This window comes from Citrobacter pasteurii (assembly GCF_019047765.1).
Classification (GTDB): Bacteria; Pseudomonadota; Gammaproteobacteria; order Enterobacterales; family Enterobacteriaceae; genus Citrobacter; species Citrobacter pasteurii.
This window is the reverse complement of the sequence record NZ_CP077262.1, coordinates 2,407,582-2,426,803: the sequence shown is the minus strand read 5'-3', so window position 1 is coordinate 2,426,803 and position 19,222 is coordinate 2,407,582. Positions and strand designations below refer to the sequence as shown.

Sequence of the window (19,222 nt, the reverse complement as noted above, 5' to 3'; positions counted from 1 at the left end):
TAATGAATTTCAACAAAAGTTGTCTTTACACAGCCCTGTCGTTTGCTTTCGCGCAAGGTGCTTTTGCTGGGCAGGAAAGCGAAACCATGACCGTCTGGTCTAGTCCGGCCTCCGCCGCCACCACTACGGTTCTCGGCCAGGAAACGATGCAGCAACTGGATAAACAAAACGTGGCACAGGCGCTAAGCGTCGTTCCCGGCGTCGTGCTGCAAAAATCCGGTAACCGTAATGAGCAACAAGTGAAGGTCCGCGGTTTTGACAGCCGTCAGGTCCCGGTCTTTTTCGACGGTGTTCCGGTGTACATCCCCTACGATGGCAACCTTGATTTAGGTCGTTTTCTGACGTCCGATATCGCTTCTGTCGAGGTCTCTAAAGGCTACTCATCCTTGCTACAGGGGCCGAACCAGATGGGTGGCGCTATCAACATCACGACCAAAAAGCCCACCAAGCCGATTGAGGGCTCTCTGGGCTATCGTCAGGGCTGGAGCCGTAGCAAAGACAATGCCCATGATATGCACGCGTCGTTCGGTGCCAGCAACGATCTCGGATATATCCAGCTCAGTGGTAGCCAGCTAAAACAGGATTTCCTCGGATTACCTCATGGTGTTGATAACCCGGTAGCGGGCAGCAATGGCAAGATGATTAACTCATCAGCCGATGATAAACGCGGCATCGTGAAACTGGGGTTCACGCCACGCGGTGATGATGAGTATGTTCTGACCTACATTAATCAGGACGGCGAAAAAGATAACCCGCCATATGCCGGAACCAGCAGCCAGAAATCACGTTATTGGCAATGGCCGCAGTATGATAAAGAAAGTTATTACTATCAGGGCACCACGCATTTGGGCGATCGCTTTACATTGAAAAGCCGTCTGTATCGCGACACCTTTGAAAATACACTGATGATGTACAATTCCCTTGCCGATCTGAAAAATAAGAAAGGCAGCTACAGCCATTATTCTGACTATAGCGACGGTGCAGGTTTGCAGCTTTCCGCTGATATGCGGGAAAACGACCTGCTCTCTTTCGCCGTGAACTGGAAAGACGATGTTCATCGCGAAAAAGGGGCTCCGAATGCCGCTTATGACCGCTACGAAGATCGCACCTGGTCTGTCGCCAGTGAATATCAGTGGGCGGCTGCGGATAATGTCGATGTGGTGGCGGGTATCAGCTACGACTGGCGTGACAGCGTAGAGGGGATGAAGCACGAGAAAAACGGTAGCGTTACCCATTATGATGACAACGACCAGTCCGCCTTTAACTGGCAGGTAATGAGCAAATATCACTTTGAAAATTCTGACACATTAGCGCTGTCCTACTCTGACAGAACGCGCTTCCCCACACTGAAAGAGCGCTACACCACGTCAAAACCGGCTTATAACCAGATAGCGCTGGTCAACCCGCAGCTAAAACCGGAACGCGCCCGCAGCGTCGATCTCACGTGGAGCGGTTCGTTCACCCAGGACTGGGGATTCGAAGCCAGCGTGTATTACAACCGCATTACCGATGCGATTCTGTCGCACAATATTGATGCCGACACGATTCAGAACCAAAACAGTGGTCGGGTGGATTACACCGGCCTGGATGCAGGCGTCAAAGGTAAGGTCTTTGACATGTTGGATGTGGGGCTGAGCTACGGTCTTATCCATGCTGACGTTAAACGCAGCGACATTGGTAAAATTACCGATCTGCCGACACAAACTCTCACCGCCTGGATGACGCTGAAACCGTGGGATCCACTCAGCATTACACTATCCGAAGAAGCCCGCTCTTCAAGCTATAGCAATTCTGATGGCTCACAAAAAGCGGCCGGGTTCGCCATTACCCACCTCCGTGCAGATTACACCATCGGACATGGCTTTAGCGTTAACGCTTCGGTCAACAACCTGTTTGATACACAGTACGTCTACAGCGAAGGATTTATTGAGGAGGGGCGTAATTACTGGGCGGGGATTGAATACCAGTTCTGACTAAACTACGCAGAGAAACGGCCCCCGCAGGGGCCGTTCGATTAATCTCGTCGTACCAGTCGGAAAACCCCCAGTACCACAATCGCGCCGACCACGGCCACCAGGAAGCTGTGGAGATTAAACCCACTGACATCGCCGCCGATACCAAACATCGTTGCCAGCCACCCACCGACCACAGCACCGACAATACCGAGAATGCAGGTCAGAATAAATCCGCCGCCATCACGCCCCGGCATAATCAGCTTGGCGATAACCCCCGCAATCAGACCAAAAATAACCCAGGCAATAATTCCCATTTTCAGGCCCTCTTTCCAGTGAACGCATACGCAAGACATTCCTGCGCCAGCACGTTAAGTATAGGCAAACCATCGCTACCTGCTGTTTGCACTCAGACTTAATTCATTGGCTGGGGTAAAAAATTTCATCCATTTGTATTAAGTTCCGTCTCGCGATGCCGATAACCCAACGATAAGCCAGGTATCCAGGAGTCATTAGGTGTGAGTAACTACAATGAGCAGTTCCTGAAGCAAAACCCGCTCGCAGTATTAGGGGTACTCCGGGACTTAAATTCACAACAGGTTCCACTGCGTATCTCCTGGTCAGGAGGTCAGTTCATCAGCAAAATTCTTGCTGTCAGCCCGGACGAATTGATCATGGATTTTGGCAGTCAGGAATATGAAAACCAGGCCGTGCAACGCGCCAGCCAGATCTCAATTATCGCCGAAACGCAGGGTGCCAAGGTGGAGTTTACCCTCCCGCAACTGACAAAAGGCGAGTACCAACGATTGCCAGCCTTTGTCTCATCGTTGCCACCTTCGCTGTGGTTTGTCCAGCGCCGGGAATACTTTCGCATCGGTGCGCCGCTGCACCCACCCTATCACTGCAAGGCGAAGATGCCGGACAACAGTCTCCTGCATTTTCGCTTATTCGATTTGTCTCTTGGCGGCATGGGCGCGCTATTAGAAGGAGCAGCACCGGAGGGGCTGGTCGAAGGTATGCGCTTCTCGCAGGTTGAACTGAATATGGAACAATGGGGCGTGTACCACGTTGATGCCCAACTCATCTCGATTACCGAGCGAAAAGTGATCGACGGGAAAAATGAGACCATCACCACTCCCCGCCTGAGCTTTCGTTTTCTCAACGTCGGCCCGGCGGTGGAGCGGAATTTACAGCGGATTATTTTTTCACTTGAGCGCGAGGCTCGGGAAAAATCGAATAAAGTGCGCGAGTAATATCACGCGCGTTACATCGCATCCAGCGCTCGCTGAAGTTTCCAGATATAACGTGGAGCCTGCGGCGCAGGATGGTTATCGACAACATGCTCAAAAAACTCATCCGCACTCAGATCGTTGATTTTGCTGATGGCTTTTTTCCTGTCAGAGGAGAACGTCCGCAGCAGCGCCCCGGCACCGTTCGCGTATGACACCACCAGCGCATATTGCATCACCTGTGGGTCTTCAATTCCCGCCAGCGGGCCGGTTTCAAGAATGCTCAGATACGCCGCCCCCATGGAGATATTGCGCTCTGGATTTTTCAGCTCACTGGTCGACGGCTCACCGCTCCATCCCATGCGACGATAAACATCCCGCCCGGAGGTGGAGGCTTTAAGCTGCATCAGACCGATGGCATTAGATTTACTGACTGCATTGGGGTTACCCCCTGATTCAATAGCGATAATCGCCGTAATCAATTGTGGGCTAACGCCCCAGGCGGCACCGGCTTTTTCACTGATAGGCATCCATTGCATCGCGCGTTTAACCGGAACTTCTGCATTCCATGGCGGATTTTTGTAATCCTGTTTTGAACTACAGCCCGCAAGTATTACAACCAAAAAAGCAAACCATCTCAATTTCACGTCATCTATCCTTATAGCCGGAACCTGTCGCTGAGGTGACAACGACATACCTACGCGGCATGATATACATTTGGTTTTAGTTGTAGCAAGGAAATGCCATGTCCCGGTTTCACTTAATTGCCCCGTCGGGCTACTGTATCAACCAGCAGGCAGCATTACGTGGGCTTGCGCGTCTTACTGAGGCCGGTCATCAGGTCGATAACACTGCCGTCATTTCTCGCCGTTGTCAGCGTTTTGCCGGTACCGAAGCCGAGCGTCTGGCGGATGTGAACTCACTCGTTGAGCTAAAAACGCCTGATACCATTGTGATGGCGGTACGCGGCGGCTACGGCGCGAGCCGTTTGCTGGCAGATATTGACTGGCAGGCGTTGGCGGCCCGTCAGCAACAAAACCCGTTGCTGCTGTGTGGACACAGCGATTTTACGGCCATTCAGTGTGGTCTGCTGGCGCAGGGTAATGTGATTAGTTTCAGCGGCCCGATGCTGGCGGCTAACTTCGGTGCCGGGGAAATGAACGCCTTTACCGAGCACCATTTTTGGCAGGCTTTGCGCAATGCCGAATTTACCCTCGACTGGCAAGGGCATGGCCCGGATTGCGCGACCGAAGGCACGCTGTGGGGCGGAAATCTGGCAATGCTCATTTCGCTGATGGGGACACCGTGGATGCCCGCCATTGAGAACGGTATTCTAGTGCTGGAAGACATCAACGAGCACCCGTTTCGCATCGAGCGCATGCTGCTGCAACTTTATCATGCTGGGATCCTCGCCCGCCAGAACGCCATCATTCTCGGCAGTTTTAGCGGTAGTGCGCCTAATGACTATGATGCCGGTTACAGTCTTGATTCAGTCTGTGCGTTTTTGCGTGCCAAATTATCCGTTCCACTGTTAAGCGGTCTCGATTTTGGCCATGAACAACGCACCGTCACCTTACCTTTAGGGGCCCAGGCCGTACTGAAAAATGATAAAAACGGCAGTCAACTCACAATCTCCGGTCATCCGGTGCTTAAATTGTAAAAAAAGCCTGTCTCAGGGCTAAGTAAAACGCTGTTTCTGTCGTTATTATGTTAGGGTTTATTAATACGAAACAGCGTAATTCAGGAGTAACCGAACGTTGGATGCCGCAGCAATCATTAGCCTTTTTATTTTGGGTTCCGTTCTCGTCACCTGCAGTATCTTGCTTAGTTCATTCTCATCACGTCTTGGTATCCCGATTCTGGTGATTTTCCTCGCTATCGGCATGTTAGCGGGCGTGGACGGTGTTGGCGGCATTCCTTTTGATAACTACCCTTTTGCCTACATGGTCAGTAACCTGGCGCTGGCGGTTATCCTGCTCGACGGTGGGATGCGCACCCAGGCCAGCTCCTTTCGTGTTGCGCTAGGCCCGGCATTATCGCTGGCGACCGTGGGCGTGCTGATTACCTCTGGTTTAACCGGCATGATGGCGGCATGGCTGTTTCATCTGGATCTCATTGAAGGGCTGCTGATTGGCGCGATTGTCGGCTCAACTGATGCCGCAGCGGTATTTTCCCTGCTCGGCGGTAAAGGACTCAACGAACGTGTGGGCTCGACGCTGGAAATTGAGTCAGGTAGCAATGACCCAATGGCCGTATTTCTGACCATTACGCTTATCGAAATGATCCAGAACCACGAGACCGGTTTAAGCTGGATGTTCGCCGTGCATATTATCCAGCAGTTTGGCTTAGGCATCGCTATCGGTCTCGGCGGTGGATATCTGCTCCAGCAGATGATTAACCGTATTTCTCTGCCTGCCGGGCTGTATCCGCTGCTGGCCTTAAGCGGCGGGATCCTGATTTTTGCCCTGACTACCGCGCTGGAAGGCAGCGGTATTCTGGCGGTCTATCTGTGTGGTTTCCTGCTGGGAAATCGCCCGATCCGCAACCGATTCGGTATTCTGCAAAACTTTGACGGCCTGGCCTGGCTGGCGCAAATTGCCATGTTCCTGGTGCTGGGATTGCTGGTGACGCCGTCCGACCTGCTGCCTATTGCAATTCCGGCGCTGATTTTGTCCGCATGGATGATTTTCTTCGCTCGTCCGTTGTCGGTGTTCGCCGGATTGCTGCCATTTCGTGGTTTCAATCTGCGTGAGCGCATTTTCATTAGCTGGGTTGGCTTGCGCGGGGCGGTACCCATCATCCTTGCCGTCTTCCCGATGATGGCGGGTCTGGAAAATGCGCGTTTGTTCTTTAACGTCGCATTCTTTGTGGTACTGATCTCGCTGCTGTTCCAGGGAACGTCGCTGTCGTGGGCAGCCAAAAAAGCCAAAGTCGTGGTACCTCCCGTTGGCTGGCCGGTTTCACGTATAGGTCTCGATATTCACCCGGATAATCCCTGGGAGCAGTTTGTTTATCAGCTCAGCGCGGATAAGTGGTGTGTCGGGGCTGCGCTGCGCGACCTGCATATGCCGGAAGAAACGCGAATTGCCGCCCTGTTTCGTGACAATGTGCTGTTTCACCCCTCAGGCAGTACCCGCCTGCGTGAAGGCGATGTGCTGTGCGTCATTGGCCGCGAACGCGACCTGCCCGCCTTAGGTAAGCTGTTCAGCCAGTCGCCGCCAGTGTCATTAGACCAGCGTTTCTTTGGTGATTTTATTCTTGAAGCCAGCGCGAAATATGCCGATGTGGCACTGATTTATGGCCTGGAAGATGGCACCGGGTATCGCGATAAGCAGCAAACGCTGGGTGAAATTGTTCAACAACTGTTGGGTGCTGCGCCGGTCGTCGGTGACCAGGTGGAATTTGCCGGTATGATCTGGACGGTAGCCGAGAAAGAAGATAATGCCGTGCTGAAAGTAGGTGTCCGTGTGGCAGAAGATGAGGATGAATAACGCGGATGTTTTTGCCGGGTGGTGGCTGCGCCTTACCCGGCCTACAAAAGTTACACCGTCACTACCGGCACGCGCAGCGCCAGCGAGCACATTAATTCATAGCCAACCGTACCCGCCGCTGTCGCCACATCGTCGATTTTAATCTCTTTGCCCCACAGTTCCACAGGCGTTCCTATCCCCGCCTGTGGGCATGGCGTCAGGTCAACCGCCAGCATATCCATGGATACCGTGCCAACCGTCCCGGTACGTACACCGTCCACCAGCACAGGAGTCCCACTCGGAGCATGGCGCGGATAACCATCGGCATAGCCTGTCGCCACAATCCCAATGCGCTGCTCGCCGCTGGCGGTGTAGCGTCCACCGTAGCCCACCCGATCTCCGGCTTTCAGCGTCTGTATGCCGATTATCTCGCTGCTCAGGGTCATCACCGGTTTCAGGCCGGTATTGGCGATGTCCCGCCATTGTCCCGACGGCGATGCGCCATACAGAATAATGCCCGGACGAACCCAGTCATAATGCGCTTGTGGGTGCCACAGCGTCGCAGCCGAATTCGACAGCGAACGTCGACACTCCAGTCCTTCCGCTGCCTGCGCAATACGCGCCATCGCGTCCTTAATGCCATCCGGATGCTCAGCATCAGCAAAATGCGACATCAGCGTCATTTCACCCACGTTAGGCATTGCCCGTAACTGTTGCCAGACGGTCGCTACTCGCTCTGGTAAGAAACCCAGCCGGTTCATGCCGCTATTCATCTTCAGGTAAATATCCAGCGGCGCGTTCAGGCGGGCATTTTGCAACGCTTTGAGCTGCCAGTTACTGTGGACACAGGTGGTCAGACGATATGTGTCATACACCGTCAGGTCTTCGGCATGGAAAAAACCCTCCAGCATTAAAATCGGTCCTTTCCATCCCCGCTCCCGCAGGGTGATCGCCTCCTCGAGATTGAGCATAGCGAAACCATCGGTCGTTCCCAGTGCATTCCAGACACGTTCTATACCGTGTCCGTAGGCATTGGCTTTTACGACCGACCAGACGCGGGAGTCCGGCGCGGCCTGGCGGGTAATGGTCAGGTTTTGTTTCAACGCCTGCAGGTCAATGCTGGCCAGTATCGGGCGGGTCATCTCACGTCCTTATTAGTTATGTACGCCATGTAAATGCCGCGGGCGAGACGGGGTAAATCCCGGACTGTAACGCGCCACGCTCAGATCGTCATAAGGTATGGCTGGCGTGCGACCAGAGAGAATATCGCTCAGCAACTGACCGGATCCACACGCCATCGTCCAGCCCAATGTGCCATGACCCGTATTGAGCAGCAGATTCTTAAAGCGTGTACGCCCCACCACTGGCGTTCCGTCTGGCGTCATCGGACGCAGCCCGGTCCAGAAGGTGGCTTGTTCAACATGACCGCCGCGCGGAAAGAGATCGCGCACCACCATCTCCAGCGTTTCACGACGTGGTTGTAGTAGCTCGGTATTAAAACCAACAATTTCTGCCATACCGCCAACACGAATACGCTCATCAAAACGGGTAATGGCGATTTTGTAGGTTTCATCAAGAATAGTGGAAACCGGCGCACCATCATCTTCTGCCACCGGAATGGTTAATGAATAACCCTTCAGCGGATAAACCGGAATATCAACGATCCCTTTGAGCATCGCCGTGGAGTACGAGCCAAAGGCCATAACATAGGCATCGGCTTTGATAACTTCGTCGCCACACTGGACACCATAGATTTGCTCGCCTTCGCTGAGTAGCTTATCGACGGGAGTGTTAAAACGGAATTTTACCCCCGCCTGCTCGGCCATTTGCGCCAGACGCTGGGTAAACAGCTGACAGTCACCGGTTTCGTCATTCGGTAACCGTAACCCGCCAGTCAGTTTATGCGCGACCTCTGCCAGCGCAGGTTCGACTTCCGCCAGACGATTCGCCTCCAGAAGTTGGTACGGCACACCGGCATCTTCCAGCACGGCAATATCACGCGTGGCGTTCTCATACTGTTGAGCGGTTCTAAAAAGCTGTAACGTACCGCCCTGACGACCTTCATATTCGATCCCCGTGGTGGCCCGCAGCGCCTTCAGACAATCACGGCTGTACTCCGCCAGCCGCACCATGCGCCCTTTGTTTTCCATGTAGTGGCTGGTGTCGCAGTTGCGCAGCATTTGCCACATCCACTTCAGTTGGAACTGCGTTCCGTCGAGGCGTACAGCCAACGGCGCGTGGCGCTGAAACATCCATTTAATCGCTTTTAGCGGTACGCCTGGCGCCGCCCACGGCGCGGCATAACCAGGGGAGATTTGCCCGGCGTTCGCCGCACTGGTTTCCAGTGCCGGACCCGGCTCACGATCGATGACGGTGACATCGTGTCCAGCCTGACTTAAATACCAGGCGCTGGTCACACCAACGACGCCACTTCCCAGTATGACAACTCGCATAGCCACTCCGTTAACAGTAAAAGAACAATCTTCTAATTACATCTTGATAACTCAGTTGAAAATATTATTCAACATATGGCTTTTTTATGGTGATGTATCTCACACATAGCAGTGATTGCAGGGAAGTCTCTGCTTTGGCATCTCCTGCTGTGCGTTATTTTTATCCAGCATAAAATTTTGTCACCTGGCCGTTTTTCGACGCTTCGCTGACGTGAAATCGCAAAGAAAAAATTTCTCCTGCAGCACGCTTTTTAACACCATGATCTATGCTTGAAATGAGGTACTCCAGACAGAGAGTGCCGCCAACAATGAGGGTGCGCGAATGGCTACGATTGATTCCATGAACAAGGACAGCACACGGTTAAGCGATGGACCCGACTGGACGTTTGATCTGCTGGATGTCTATCTGGCAGAGATAGACCGCGTGGCGAAACTCTACAGGCTGGATACCTACCCGCACCAAATCGAGGTGATCACCTCTGAGCAAATGATGGACGCCTACTCCAGCGTCGGGATGCCAATCAACTATCCACACTGGTCGTTTGGTAAAAAGTTTATTGAAACCGAACGTTTGTACAAGCATGGTCAGCAAGGGCTGGCCTATGAGATTGTTATTAACTCCAACCCGTGTATCGCGTACCTGATGGAAGAGAACACCATCACCATGCAGGCACTGGTCATGGCGCATGCCTGCTATGGACATAACTCTTTCTTCAAGAATAACTACCTGTTCCGCAGTTGGACGGACGCCAGCTCCATCGTCGATTACCTGATCTTCGCGCGAAACTACATCACCCAGTGTGAAGAGCGTTACGGTGTTGATGAAGTTGAGAAACTCCTCGACTCCTGTCATGCACTGATGAATTACGGCGTTGACCGCTATAAACGCCCGCAAAAGATCTCACTACAGGAAGAGAAGGCCCGGCAGAAAAGCCGTGAAGAGTATCTGCAAAGTCAGGTGAATATGCTGTGGCGCACGTTGCCGAAGAAAGAGGAAGAGAAGACGATCTCTACCGCGCATCGTTATCCTTCTGAGCCGCAGGAAAACCTGCTGTATTTTATGGAGAAAAACGCCCCACTGCTGGAGTCCTGGCAACGCGAAGTGCTGCGCATTGTGCGCAAGGTCAGCCAGTATTTTTATCCGCAGAAACAAACGCAGGTGATGAACGAGGGATGGGCAACTTTCTGGCACTACACCATCCTCAATCACCTTTATGATGAAGGCAAAGTCACCGAGCGCTTCATGCTGGAGTTTCTGCATAGCCATACCAATGTGGTATTCCAGCCACCGTATAACAGTCCATGGTATAGCGGGATAAACCCTTATGCGCTGGGCTTTGCTATGTTCCAGGATATCAAACGTATTTGTCAGTCGCCCACCGAGGAGGACAAATACTGGTTCCCAAATATTGCGGGTTCCGACTGGCTGGAAACGCTGCATTTCGCGATGCGCGATTTTAAAGATGAGAGCTTTATCAGCCAGTTCCTGTCACCAAAAGTGATGCGCGATTTCCGCCTGTTCACGGTGCTGGATGATGACCGCCATAATTACCTGGAAATTTCCGCAATTCACAATGAGGAGGGGTATCGCGAGATCCGTAACAGGCTGTCATCGCAATATAACCTGAGCAATCTGGAGCCGAATATTCAAATCTGGAATGTCGATCTGCGCGGCGACCGTTCACTGACCTTGCGTTACATCCCACATAACCGCGCGCCGTTGGACAAAGGACGCAAAGAAGTGTTGAAGCATGTGCATCGGCTATGGGGTTTTGACGTGATGCTGGAGCAGCAAAATGAAGATGGCAGCGTTGAGCTGCTGGAGCGTTGCCCGCCAAGGATGAACGGCCTGTAAAGCTTATTGCCGGAGGCGGTGTAAACATCTTATCCGGTCTACGAAGCGGACGCATTGTAGGCCGGATAAGACGCGTTGGCGTGACCGTCCGGCATTGCGCGATTAGCGTCCCTGAATAGCTAAATCGCCTGGTAAATTCTTCTGCATACGGTGCCAAATCTCGCCACTGTCGTGACCATAGCGGCGCACCGTTTCATAGACCAAATCATGAGCGCCCTGCTCACACAGCTCTGACAGCTTACGGTAGAAGTTCAACGCCAGGCCGCGCGCTTCCGGGTTGGCAAAGTAATGACGGCCAATACGCGTATAAAGTCCTTTCATACCGTTGAGGATCAGACCGTAAATCGGATTGCCCGACGCAAATGCCAGACCGCGGAAAATGTTGTAATCCAGATCGGCAAACGCGTCAGCATGGTCAGCAACCTGATTCGCCGTAGCCAAAACGTCCTGGGCTTTATCAGGATGTTGGCGGAAGGCGGTGCGAATAAAGATCGTCGAGATGTTGGTACGCACAGACAGCAGATTATCAATCAGCTGCGGAACGCTTTCGTGATCAAGACGCGCCAACGTTTCCAGGATATTCAGTCCGGAGGTTTCCCAGAAGTTATTCACTTTCGTCGGTTTGCCGTGTTGAATGGTCAACCAGCCGTCCCGCGCCAGACGCTGCAATACTTCGCGTAACGTGGTACGTGTTACTCCAATAAGTTCGGAGAGTTCACGTTCAGCGGGCAAAATAGTGCCAGGTGGGAAGCGGTTATTCCAGATACTCTCAATGATGTACTCTTCCGCGAACCCAGCAGGGCTTTGCGCCTTAATGACCATAGTGATAATTCCATTACACAGCAAAACATAGTTACACACATCATACCAGACGGGTTTCTTAGCTGATAGCTGACGCAACGAAGAAAAAGTGGATCAAGGCTTCATTTTCCAGATAACGCTGATACGCAGCCGGTACGATAAGCCACGTGAAGAGCTTGCCTGCGTTCCCTCGTGCCGCTAAGCTTTGCGGTCAAACATAAAAACATGATTTCATTTTTACAGGTAAGGGAAACTGCCATGGAGCTATCATGGAGCCGCGCTATGTGGCGCAATTTTTTAGGTCAGTCGCCAGACTGGTATAAACTTGCACTGCTCGTCTTCTTAATCATTAACCCGCTTATTTTTTTCATCAATCCCTTTATCGCGGGTTGGTTGCTGGTGGCCGAATTCATTTTTACGCTGGCAATGGCGCTTAAGTGTTATCCACTGTTGCCGGGCGGGCTGTTAGCCATCGAAGCTGTCGTCATCGGCATGACCAGCGCCACTCATGTTCGTGAAGAAGTGGCCGCCAACCTTGAAGTGCTCTTGCTGCTGATGTTCATGGTGGCGGGCATCTACTTTATGAAGCAACTGCTGCTGTTTATTTTTACCCGACTGCTGCTCAGTATTCGCTCCAAGATGCTGCTGTCGCTGGCCTTTTGTGTTGCCGCTGCCTTCCTTTCAGCGTTCCTCGACGCATTGACCGTGGTCGCGGTCGTGATCAGCGTGGCGGTCGGTTTTTACGGTATCTACCATCGCGTCGCCTCTTCCCGCCCGGGAGATAACAATTTGCTGGATGACAGCCATATCGACCAGCACAATAAAGCCGTACTGGAGCAGTTCCGCGGTTTTCTGCGCAGCCTGATGATGCATGCGGGAGTCGGCACAGCGTTAGGCGGTGTGATGACCATGGTTGGCGAACCGCAGAACCTGATTATCGCCAAAGCGGCTGGCTGGCATTTTGGTGATTTTTTCCTGCGCATGTCGCCGGTCACCGTCCCGGTGTTGATTTGCGGTCTGCTCACCTGCCTGCTGGTCGAAAAGTTACGTTGGTTTGGCTACGGTGAAACATTGCCGGAAGCTGTCCGTGGCGTTCTGCAACAGTTTGACGATGAAAGTCGTCAACAACGTACCCGCCAGGATAAAATTAAGCTGATTATTCAATCGGTTATCGGCGTATGGCTGGTGGTTGCCCTCGCGCTGCATCTGGCAGAAGTCGGATTAATTGGCCTGTCGGTGATTATTCTGGCTACTTCGTTAACCGGTGTCACTGACGAACACGCTATTGGTAAAGCCTTCACCGAGTCGCTGCCCTTCACCGCGCTGCTTACCGTATTTTTCTCCGTAGTTGCGGTGATTATCGATCAGCAGCTCTTTGCGCCGATTATTCAGTTTGTTTTGCAGTCTTCTGAACATGCACAGCTGACCCTGTTTTATCTTTTCAACGGCCTGCTGTCGTCGATTTCAGACAACGTCTTTGTTGGCACAATTTACATCAACGAAGCGAAAGCGGCGCTGGAGCACGGGACGATTAGCCTGAATCAATATGAACTGTTAGCAGTGGCGATTAATACCGGAACCAACCTGCCTTCCGTGGCTACGCCAAATGGTCAGGCGGCATTCTTATTCCTGCTTACCTCTGCACTGGCACCACTGATTCGCCTCTCCTACGGCCGTATGGTGTGGATGGCATTGCCGTATACGATCGTCCTGACGCTCGTCGGTCTGCTTTGCGTAGAGTTCACGCTGGTCCCAGTGACCGAATGGATGACGCAAACAGGCTGGTTAGCTACACTTTCATAACAATAAACCGGGTAAATCACTGCCCGGTTTGACTTTTTGCATGATAATTATCCGATTACACAATATTTCAATTGCCGCTAGTGGCGCATAAATTGAATTGGTTTAAACTGCGGTCTCTACGCATGTTGCAGGGAAATTATTATGTTGCGATTTTTAAACCAGTGCTCCCGTGGGCGTGGAGCATGGTTATTGCTGGCGCTAACCGCCCTGGCGTTGGAACTTGTTGCCTTGTGGTTCCAGCATGTCATGCTGCTTAAACCCTGCGTGTTGTGTATTTACGAACGTAGTGCATTATTTGGCGTGATGGGTGCTGGTCTGGTGGGCGCAATTGCCCCAAAAACGCCACTGCGTTATGTGGCAATGCTTATCTGGATTTACAGCGCCTGGCGCGGGCTTCAGTTAGCGTATGAACACACGATGATTCAGCTTCACCCTTCACCGTTCATGACCTGTGATTTTGCCGCGCGCTTCCCGAGTTGGTTACCGCTGGATAAATGGCTGCCGCAGGTATTTATGGCATCCGGTGACTGCGCTGAACGTCAGTGGTCATTTTTAACCCTGGAGATGCCGCAGTGGCTGTTGGGGATTTTTGCCGCATATCTGGTCGTTGCAGTGTTGGTGCTGATTGCCCAGCCCTTTAAACCGAAAAAACGTGACCTCTTCGGTCGCTAACAGAACGCTCCTTCGGGAGCGTTTTTTTTGCCATAATGTCATTGCTTGCTGGCACCTATAAAATGTATATTAAATACATCTTATAGGTGCCACACAAAGGAGATGTCTTATGTCCCATTTACGCATCCCGGCAAACTGGAAAGTTAAACGCTCTACTCCCTTCTTTACGAAAGACAATGTCCCGGCCGCCCTGCTTTCTCACCACAACACAGCAGCCGGCGTTTTTGGACAACTCTGCGTGATGGAAGGCACTGTAACGTATTACGGCTTTGCCAATGAAGACGCAAAAGAACCTGAAGTAAAAGTGGTCATTAATGCCGGACAGTTCGCGACCAGCCCACCGCAGTACTGGCATCGTGTTGAATTAAGCGACGATGCGCAGTTCAACATTAATTTCTGGGTTGAAGATGACAACCATAGTGATGAGATGTATCAGGCGAAAAAGTCTTAATCCTTAACGCCTGTTAATCGATGGGCGGCTTAGTCCGCCCATGAAGGTTTGTTCAGAATATGGTCCTGCCAGTCACGCACTTCTGATTCTTTCACCGCGATATGGCGTACTGAAATACGCTCACCGTGCATCGCCGCCTTTGAACCCGTCAGCAAAGGGTGCCAGTCCGGTAATCCTTTCCCTTCCGCTAACAAACGATAGGCGCAGGTCATCGGCAACCATTCAAAGGTTGGCAGGTTATCACGTGTTAGTTTGATGCAATCGGGCTCGTATTCGAATCGACGTTCATAATTACGGCACTGGCAGGTTTTGATATTGAGCTGCTTACAGGCAACATTGGTAAAGTAGATTTCGTCAGTGTCTTCATCCATCAGCTTATGCAGACAGCATTGGCCGCACCCATCACATAATGACTCCCACTCGGCATCAGTCATTTCATCAAGGGTTTTACTTTGCCAGAAAGGTATGTCGCTCATCAGGGTATCCGCTATTTCACTAAAGCTGCACCTTATAACCAGTCTGGCACGTTGATGCAAGTTTTGCCGCCCGAAACAGGCGGCAAGCAGAGATTACAGCACCCGGGTGGCTAGCGTCTGACCATGGAAACTGATAGCCAGCTCATCACCGCTGTGTAACGGCCCAACGCCAGCTGGCGTCCCAGTCAGTACCACATCACCAGCTTTAAGCGTGAAGAATCGGCTCATGTAAGCAATCAATGGAACAATATGGTGGATCATATCCGCCGTAGTGCCCTGCTGGCGTACTTCGCCATTCACCGTTAAACCGAGCTGAGTATCCTGCGGATCACCGTTAAATTCCGCTACCGGAATAAACCCAGACAGCGGGCAAGAGTTGTCAAAACCCTTCGCTTTTTCCCACGGCTGCCCCGCTTTCTTCATTTTGCCCTGAATATCACGCAGGGTCAGATCCAACGCGACGCCATAGCCCGCGATGGCTTTGCGCACATGCTCTTCTGTCGCCTGGCGCAGAGTCGCCCCGATCAGCACGGCCAGTTCAACTTCGTGATGAACGGACCCCATATCCGCCGGAATGACCAGCGGTTGACGCAAATCACACAGCGCAGTTTCAGGCTTAATAAATAACACCGGCTCTTCCGGCGTTGTTCCCCCCATCTCTTTAATATGGTTTGCATAATTGCTACCTACGCAAACCACTTTGCTCACCGGATAATCCAGCAGAGCACCATGCCAGTTGTGATGTTGATACATTACTTTCCCCTAACGTAGTCATAGATTTCAGGTACTGCATCGATGAGACATGCTGCTGCCGGATGCAGTTTAACGTTTAGCGTCTGGTGTATTTTCTTTTACCGCAGATAAATGCTGTTTGAGTAAATCTTCAGGCGGCGGTGGTATTTGTAAATAATAGCCCTGCTCGGTTAGTGCCTGTTTTACTTTTTCAAGATCGGCATTAACCAGTTTTTTACGACCATCAAGCGGTAAAATCATAGCCAGCTTTGGCTGACCAAACCCTTTCATCAGTTCTTCAGGAACACGCGAGAAATCGTCTTTTTTTTCGACATATAAATAGGTCTGGTCACGTTTGCTGCTTCGGTAGATCACACAAAACATATCTTTTACTCTGAATTCACGGAATGGTGGCTTGCCTCAATATAATACTGACTATAACATGCCTTATAGTCTTCGGAATATCACCCGGCACTGGGGATGATAAATAGCAAATTGAGTAAGGCCAGGATGTCAAACACGCCAATCGAGCTTAAAGGCAGTAGCTTCACCTTATCAGTGGTTCACTTACATGAAGCAGAACCCGAGGTTATTCGTCAGGCGTTGGAAGACAAAATCGCGCAGGCACCTGCATTTTTAAAACATGCTCCCGTAGTGATCAACGTGAGTGGCCTTGAAAGCCCGGTAAACTGGTCGGCGCTGCAAAAAGTTATCACGTCCACCGGTCTGCGCATTATTGGTGTTAGCGGATGCAAAGATGCAAAACTTAAGGCAGAAATCGACGAAATGGGTTTTCCTTTACTGACAGAAGGTAAAGAAAAAGCCATTCGTTCCGCACCTGTTGAAGCTCCGGCACCAGCAGCACCGCCACAAAACGTTAATCCCATCACAAAAACACGATTAATAAATGTACCGGTTCGTTCCGGTCAGCGTATTTATGCTCCACAATGTGATCTGATTGTTACAAGTCACGTCAGTGCGGGCGCAGAGCTTATCGCTGATGGCAATATTCACGTTTATGGCATGATGAGAGGCCGTGCTCTGGCGGGCGCAAGCGGCGATCGGGAAGCGCAAATTTTCTGTACCCACCTGACGGCAGAACTGGTGTCTATCGCAGGTGTTTATTGGCTGAGTGATAAAATCCCAGCAGAATTTTATGGCAAAGCGGCACGTCTGCAATTGGCAGAGAACGCTTTGACAGTTCAACCGTTGAATTGATCCCTTTTTAACAAGGAATTTCTATGGCACGCATTATTGTTGTTACTTCGGGTAAAGGGGGCGTTGGCAAAACCACCTCCAGCGCGGCCATCGCTACAGGTTTGGCCCAGAAGGGAAAGAAAACTGTCGTTATTGATTTTGATATCGGCCTGCGTAACCTTGATTTGATTATGGGTTGTGAACGTCGCGTCGTTTATGACTTCGTCAACGTTATTCAGGGCGATGCGTCGTTAAATCAGGCGTTGATCAAAGATAAACGTACCGAAAATCTCTTTATTCTTCCGGCCTCACAGACTCGTGATAAAGACGCGCTGACCCGTGAAGGCGTCGCGAAAGTTCTGGACGATCTGAAAGCGATGGATTTTGACTTCATCGTCTGCGACTCCCCGGCAGGTATTGAGACCGGTGCGCTGATGGCCCTGTATTTTGCCGACGAAGCCATTATTACCACCAACCCGGAAGTGTCTTCTGTACGTGACTCTGACCGTATTCTGGGTATTCTGGCGTCGAAATCTCGTCGTGCTGAAAATGGCGAAGATCCGATTAAAGAGCATCTGCTGCTTACGCGCTATAACCCTGGCCGCGTAAATAAAGGTGACATGCTCAGCATGGAAGACGTACTGGAAATTCTGCGAATCAAGCTGGTTGGCGTGATTCCTGAAGATCAGTCAGTCCTGCGCGCGTCTAACCAGGGTGAGCCGGTTATTCTCGACATCAATGCTGATGCCGGTAAAGCCTATGCTGATACCGTAGACCGTCTGTTGGGAGAAGAACGTCCTTTCCGCTTCATTGAAGAAGAGAAGAAAGGTTTCCTCAAACGCCTGTTCGGAGGATAAGTTATGGCATTACTGGATTTTTTTCTCTCGCGGAAAAAGAGCACAGCGAACATCGCTAAAGAGCGACTGCAGATTATTGTTGCGGAACGTCGTCGTAGTGACGCCGAGCCACATTATTTACCGCAGCTGAGGAAAGATATTCTCGAGGTTATCTGCAAGTATGTACAAATTGACCCTGAAATGGTCACCGTACAGCTTGAACAAAAAGACGGCGATATTTCTATCCTCGAACTTAACGTGACTTTACCTGAAGCAGAAGAGTCTAAATAGCGTCTTTTGTAAATGAGTCATGGTTGAAAAAAGGCAGATTATTCTGCCTTTTTTATTTTTGATCGTAGTCCAGGCTACGCCACATTTATTCCAAACTGAACTTCGGGTAGTTCTCAGCAAAATAGCGACGTAAATACTCCACGGTAATACGGATTTTTGCCGACGTCGCCAGACGTGACACATAAACAGCCCAAATATTTGCTGGTTGATAATAGTCAGGCAATATATGAACCAGATGCCCACTGGCGATGTTATCGCAGACATCCCACCATGAACGTAGCGCAATCCCAAGGCCATCCACACACCATTGGTGAACAACTTCGCCATGATTGGAGGAGAGCGGCCCCGTCACCTTGATCGAGTGCACGCCCTCTTTATTACGCATTTGCCAGATGCCAAATGGATGATCGCGCTCTTTAATCACCAGGCAGGGCAACATGGACAGATCGTTCAGCTGTTTCGGTGTACCGTGCTGCGCCACAAACTCAGGTGATGCACACAATATTCGATAATTGGTTGCCAGCTTACGTGCGATCAAATTAGGTGCAATATCATCCCCGATGCGGATATCAAGATCGACACCTTCATTAACCAGATCGACTAACCGATCCTCAACGTCAAAGCGCAACTCCAGCTGCGGATACTCTTTTGCCAGCGCTGACAATGCCGGAGCCACTACACGGCGACCAAAACCAAAGCTGCTGATAATACGTAACATTCCCTGCGGGATCTGTCGGACATCAGACAGCTCATCCATCATCTGATCCACATCCTGCAGGATCCGCTGGGCCCATTCATAGATCCGTTCCCCTTCTTCCGTGATGGTGACACGCCGTGTTGTACGGTGTAACAACACCACGTTCAGTGTCTGTTCCAGCAGGGCAACTCGCTTACTGATAAAAGCCGGTGAAACGCCTAGCTCCTCGGCAACGGCGGCAAAACCCGCACGGCGGGCAACCAGCATAAAGACGCGTAAATCATTTAACAGCGGCAGATTATTCATG

Annotated in this window: 20 protein-coding genes and 1 pseudogene; 11 read left to right on the top strand and 10 right to left on the bottom strand. The window is 51.4% G+C overall.

Translation table 11 applies throughout. The features are described from left to right. The first annotated feature begins 2 nt into the window (after positions 1–2). Positions 3–1,973 (top strand): TonB-dependent receptor plug domain-containing protein, encoded by a 1,971-nt coding sequence (locus I6L54_RS11840; protein WP_040232324.1) that lies wholly within the window; start codon positions 3–5, stop codon positions 1,971–1,973. 41 nt (positions 1,974–2,014) lie between these two features. On the opposite strand, the gene I6L54_RS11835 is transcribed toward I6L54_RS11840, so the two are convergent. Continuing rightward, positions 2,015–2,269, bottom strand: coding sequence for a GlsB/YeaQ/YmgE family stress response membrane protein (locus I6L54_RS11835; RefSeq protein ID WP_005122268.1), 255 nt, complete (start codon positions 2,267–2,269; stop codon positions 2,015–2,017). A gap of 201 nt (positions 2,270–2,470) precedes the next feature. Here I6L54_RS11835 and ycgR point away from each other — a divergent pair, with 201 nt between their 5' ends. Continuing rightward, positions 2,471–3,205: a flagellar brake protein YcgR gene (gene ycgR, locus I6L54_RS11830; RefSeq protein WP_005122265.1), complete on the top strand. Its 735-nt coding sequence runs from the start codon at positions 2,471–2,473 to the stop codon at positions 3,203–3,205. A gap of 11 nt (positions 3,206–3,216) precedes the next feature. Here ycgR and emtA read toward each other — a convergent pair whose 3' ends face one another. Beyond that, a complete protein-coding gene (gene emtA, locus I6L54_RS11825) occupies positions 3,217–3,828 on the bottom strand; it encodes a membrane-bound lytic murein transglycosylase EmtA (RefSeq protein ID WP_040232326.1) in 612 nt (203 codons plus the stop codon). 98 nt (positions 3,829–3,926) lie between these two features. Here emtA and ldcA point away from each other — a divergent pair, with 98 nt between their 5' ends. Beyond that, positions 3,927–4,841, top strand: coding sequence for a muramoyltetrapeptide carboxypeptidase (ldcA, locus tag I6L54_RS11820; protein WP_005122260.1), 915 nt, complete (start codon positions 3,927–3,929; stop codon positions 4,839–4,841). Positions 4,842–4,938: 97 nt separating this feature from the next. After that, the gene (locus I6L54_RS11815) at positions 4,939–6,672 is read left to right on the top strand and encodes a potassium/proton antiporter (protein ID WP_040232328.1); all 1,734 of its coding nucleotides are present in this window, start codon (positions 4,939–4,941) and stop codon (positions 6,670–6,672) included. Here I6L54_RS11815 and I6L54_RS24585 read toward each other — a convergent pair. From I6L54_RS24585 to I6L54_RS11805, 3 genes and pseudogenes are all read right to left on the bottom strand, one after another. Next, a pseudogene (locus tag I6L54_RS24585) lies at positions 6,613–6,762 on the bottom strand (hypothetical protein); the annotation flags it as partial. The gene I6L54_RS11815 and the pseudogene I6L54_RS24585 sit on opposite strands and share 60 nt — an antisense overlap. After that, complete coding sequence (gene dadX / locus I6L54_RS11810) at positions 6,723–7,793, bottom strand: catabolic alanine racemase DadX (RefSeq protein WP_005122257.1); 1,071 nt, start codon at positions 7,791–7,793, stop codon at positions 6,723–6,725. The pseudogene I6L54_RS24585 and the gene dadX, both read right to left, overlap by 40 nt. Before the next feature lie 12 nt (positions 7,794–7,805). Beyond that, positions 7,806–9,104, bottom strand: a complete 1,299-nt coding sequence (locus tag I6L54_RS11805; protein WP_005122256.1) for a D-amino acid dehydrogenase — start codon at positions 9,102–9,104, stop codon at positions 7,806–7,808. Between the two features lie 322 nt (positions 9,105–9,426). Here I6L54_RS11805 and I6L54_RS11800 point away from each other — a divergent pair, with 322 nt between their 5' ends. Then, a complete protein-coding gene (locus I6L54_RS11800; RefSeq protein ID WP_040232329.1) occupies positions 9,427–10,959 on the top strand; it encodes a SpoVR family protein in 1,533 nt (510 codons plus the stop codon). A 102-nt stretch (positions 10,960–11,061) separates the two neighbouring features. Here the strand turns inward: I6L54_RS11800 and fadR are convergent, their stop codons facing one another. Continuing rightward, entirely contained in the window at positions 11,062–11,781 is a 720-nt protein-coding gene (fadR, locus tag I6L54_RS11795) for a fatty acid metabolism transcriptional regulator FadR (protein ID WP_005122254.1), read from the bottom strand. A 237-nt stretch (positions 11,782–12,018) separates the two neighbouring features. Between fadR and nhaB the strand changes: the two genes are divergently transcribed. The 3 genes from nhaB to I6L54_RS11780 all read left to right on the top strand — a co-directional run bounded on the left by nhaB (position 12,019) and on the right by I6L54_RS11780 (position 14,686). Next, positions 12,019–13,563 (top strand): Na(+)/H(+) antiporter NhaB, encoded by a 1,545-nt coding sequence (gene nhaB / locus I6L54_RS11790; RefSeq protein ID WP_040232330.1) that lies wholly within the window; start codon positions 12,019–12,021, stop codon positions 13,561–13,563. 141 nt (positions 13,564–13,704) lie between these two features. Beyond that, entirely contained in the window at positions 13,705–14,235 is a 531-nt protein-coding gene (dsbB, locus tag I6L54_RS11785; protein WP_005122248.1) for a disulfide bond formation protein DsbB, read from the top strand. Between the two features lie 109 nt (positions 14,236–14,344). After that, entirely contained in the window at positions 14,345–14,686 is a 342-nt protein-coding gene (locus I6L54_RS11780) for a TehB family protein (RefSeq protein WP_016153372.1), read from the top strand. Positions 14,687–14,715: 29 nt separating this feature from the next. Here the strand turns inward: I6L54_RS11780 and I6L54_RS11775 are convergent, their stop codons facing one another. The 3 genes from I6L54_RS11775 to I6L54_RS11765 form a co-directional block, all read right to left on the bottom strand. Beyond that, positions 14,716–15,162, bottom strand: coding sequence for a cysteine cluster protein YcgN (locus I6L54_RS11775; RefSeq protein ID WP_005122244.1), 447 nt, complete (start codon positions 15,160–15,162; stop codon positions 14,716–14,718). Positions 15,163–15,255: 93 nt separating this feature from the next. Then, positions 15,256–15,915 carry a fumarylacetoacetate hydrolase family protein gene (locus I6L54_RS11770; protein ID WP_040232332.1) on the bottom strand — a complete coding sequence of 220 codons (660 nt, stop codon included), beginning with the start codon at positions 15,913–15,915 and terminating at the stop codon, positions 15,256–15,258. A gap of 69 nt (positions 15,916–15,984) precedes the next feature. Beyond that, a complete protein-coding gene (locus I6L54_RS11765; RefSeq protein WP_005122238.1) occupies positions 15,985–16,278 on the bottom strand; it encodes a YcgL domain-containing protein in 294 nt (97 codons plus the stop codon). Between the two features lie 126 nt (positions 16,279–16,404). Here I6L54_RS11765 and minC point away from each other — a divergent pair, with 126 nt between their 5' ends. From minC to minE, 3 genes are read left to right on the top strand one after another with little or no spacing between them, the layout of a single operon-like run. Then, the gene (gene minC / locus I6L54_RS11760) at positions 16,405–17,112 is read left to right on the top strand and encodes a septum site-determining protein MinC (RefSeq protein ID WP_005122236.1); all 708 of its coding nucleotides are present in this window, start codon (positions 16,405–16,407) and stop codon (positions 17,110–17,112) included. A gap of 23 nt (positions 17,113–17,135) precedes the next feature. Further along, complete coding sequence (gene minD / locus I6L54_RS11755; RefSeq protein ID WP_005122235.1) at positions 17,136–17,948, top strand: septum site-determining protein MinD; 813 nt, start codon at positions 17,136–17,138, stop codon at positions 17,946–17,948. Between the two features lie 3 nt (positions 17,949–17,951). Continuing rightward, positions 17,952–18,218, top strand: coding sequence for a cell division topological specificity factor MinE (gene minE / locus I6L54_RS11750; RefSeq protein WP_001185666.1), 267 nt, complete (start codon positions 17,952–17,954; stop codon positions 18,216–18,218). 85 nt (positions 18,219–18,303) lie between these two features. Here minE and I6L54_RS11745 read toward each other — a convergent pair whose 3' ends face one another. Further along, positions 18,304–19,221, bottom strand: a complete 918-nt coding sequence (locus I6L54_RS11745; RefSeq protein ID WP_005122199.1) for a LysR family transcriptional regulator — start codon at positions 19,219–19,221, stop codon at positions 18,304–18,306. Between the last annotated feature and the right edge of the window lies 1 nt (position 19,222).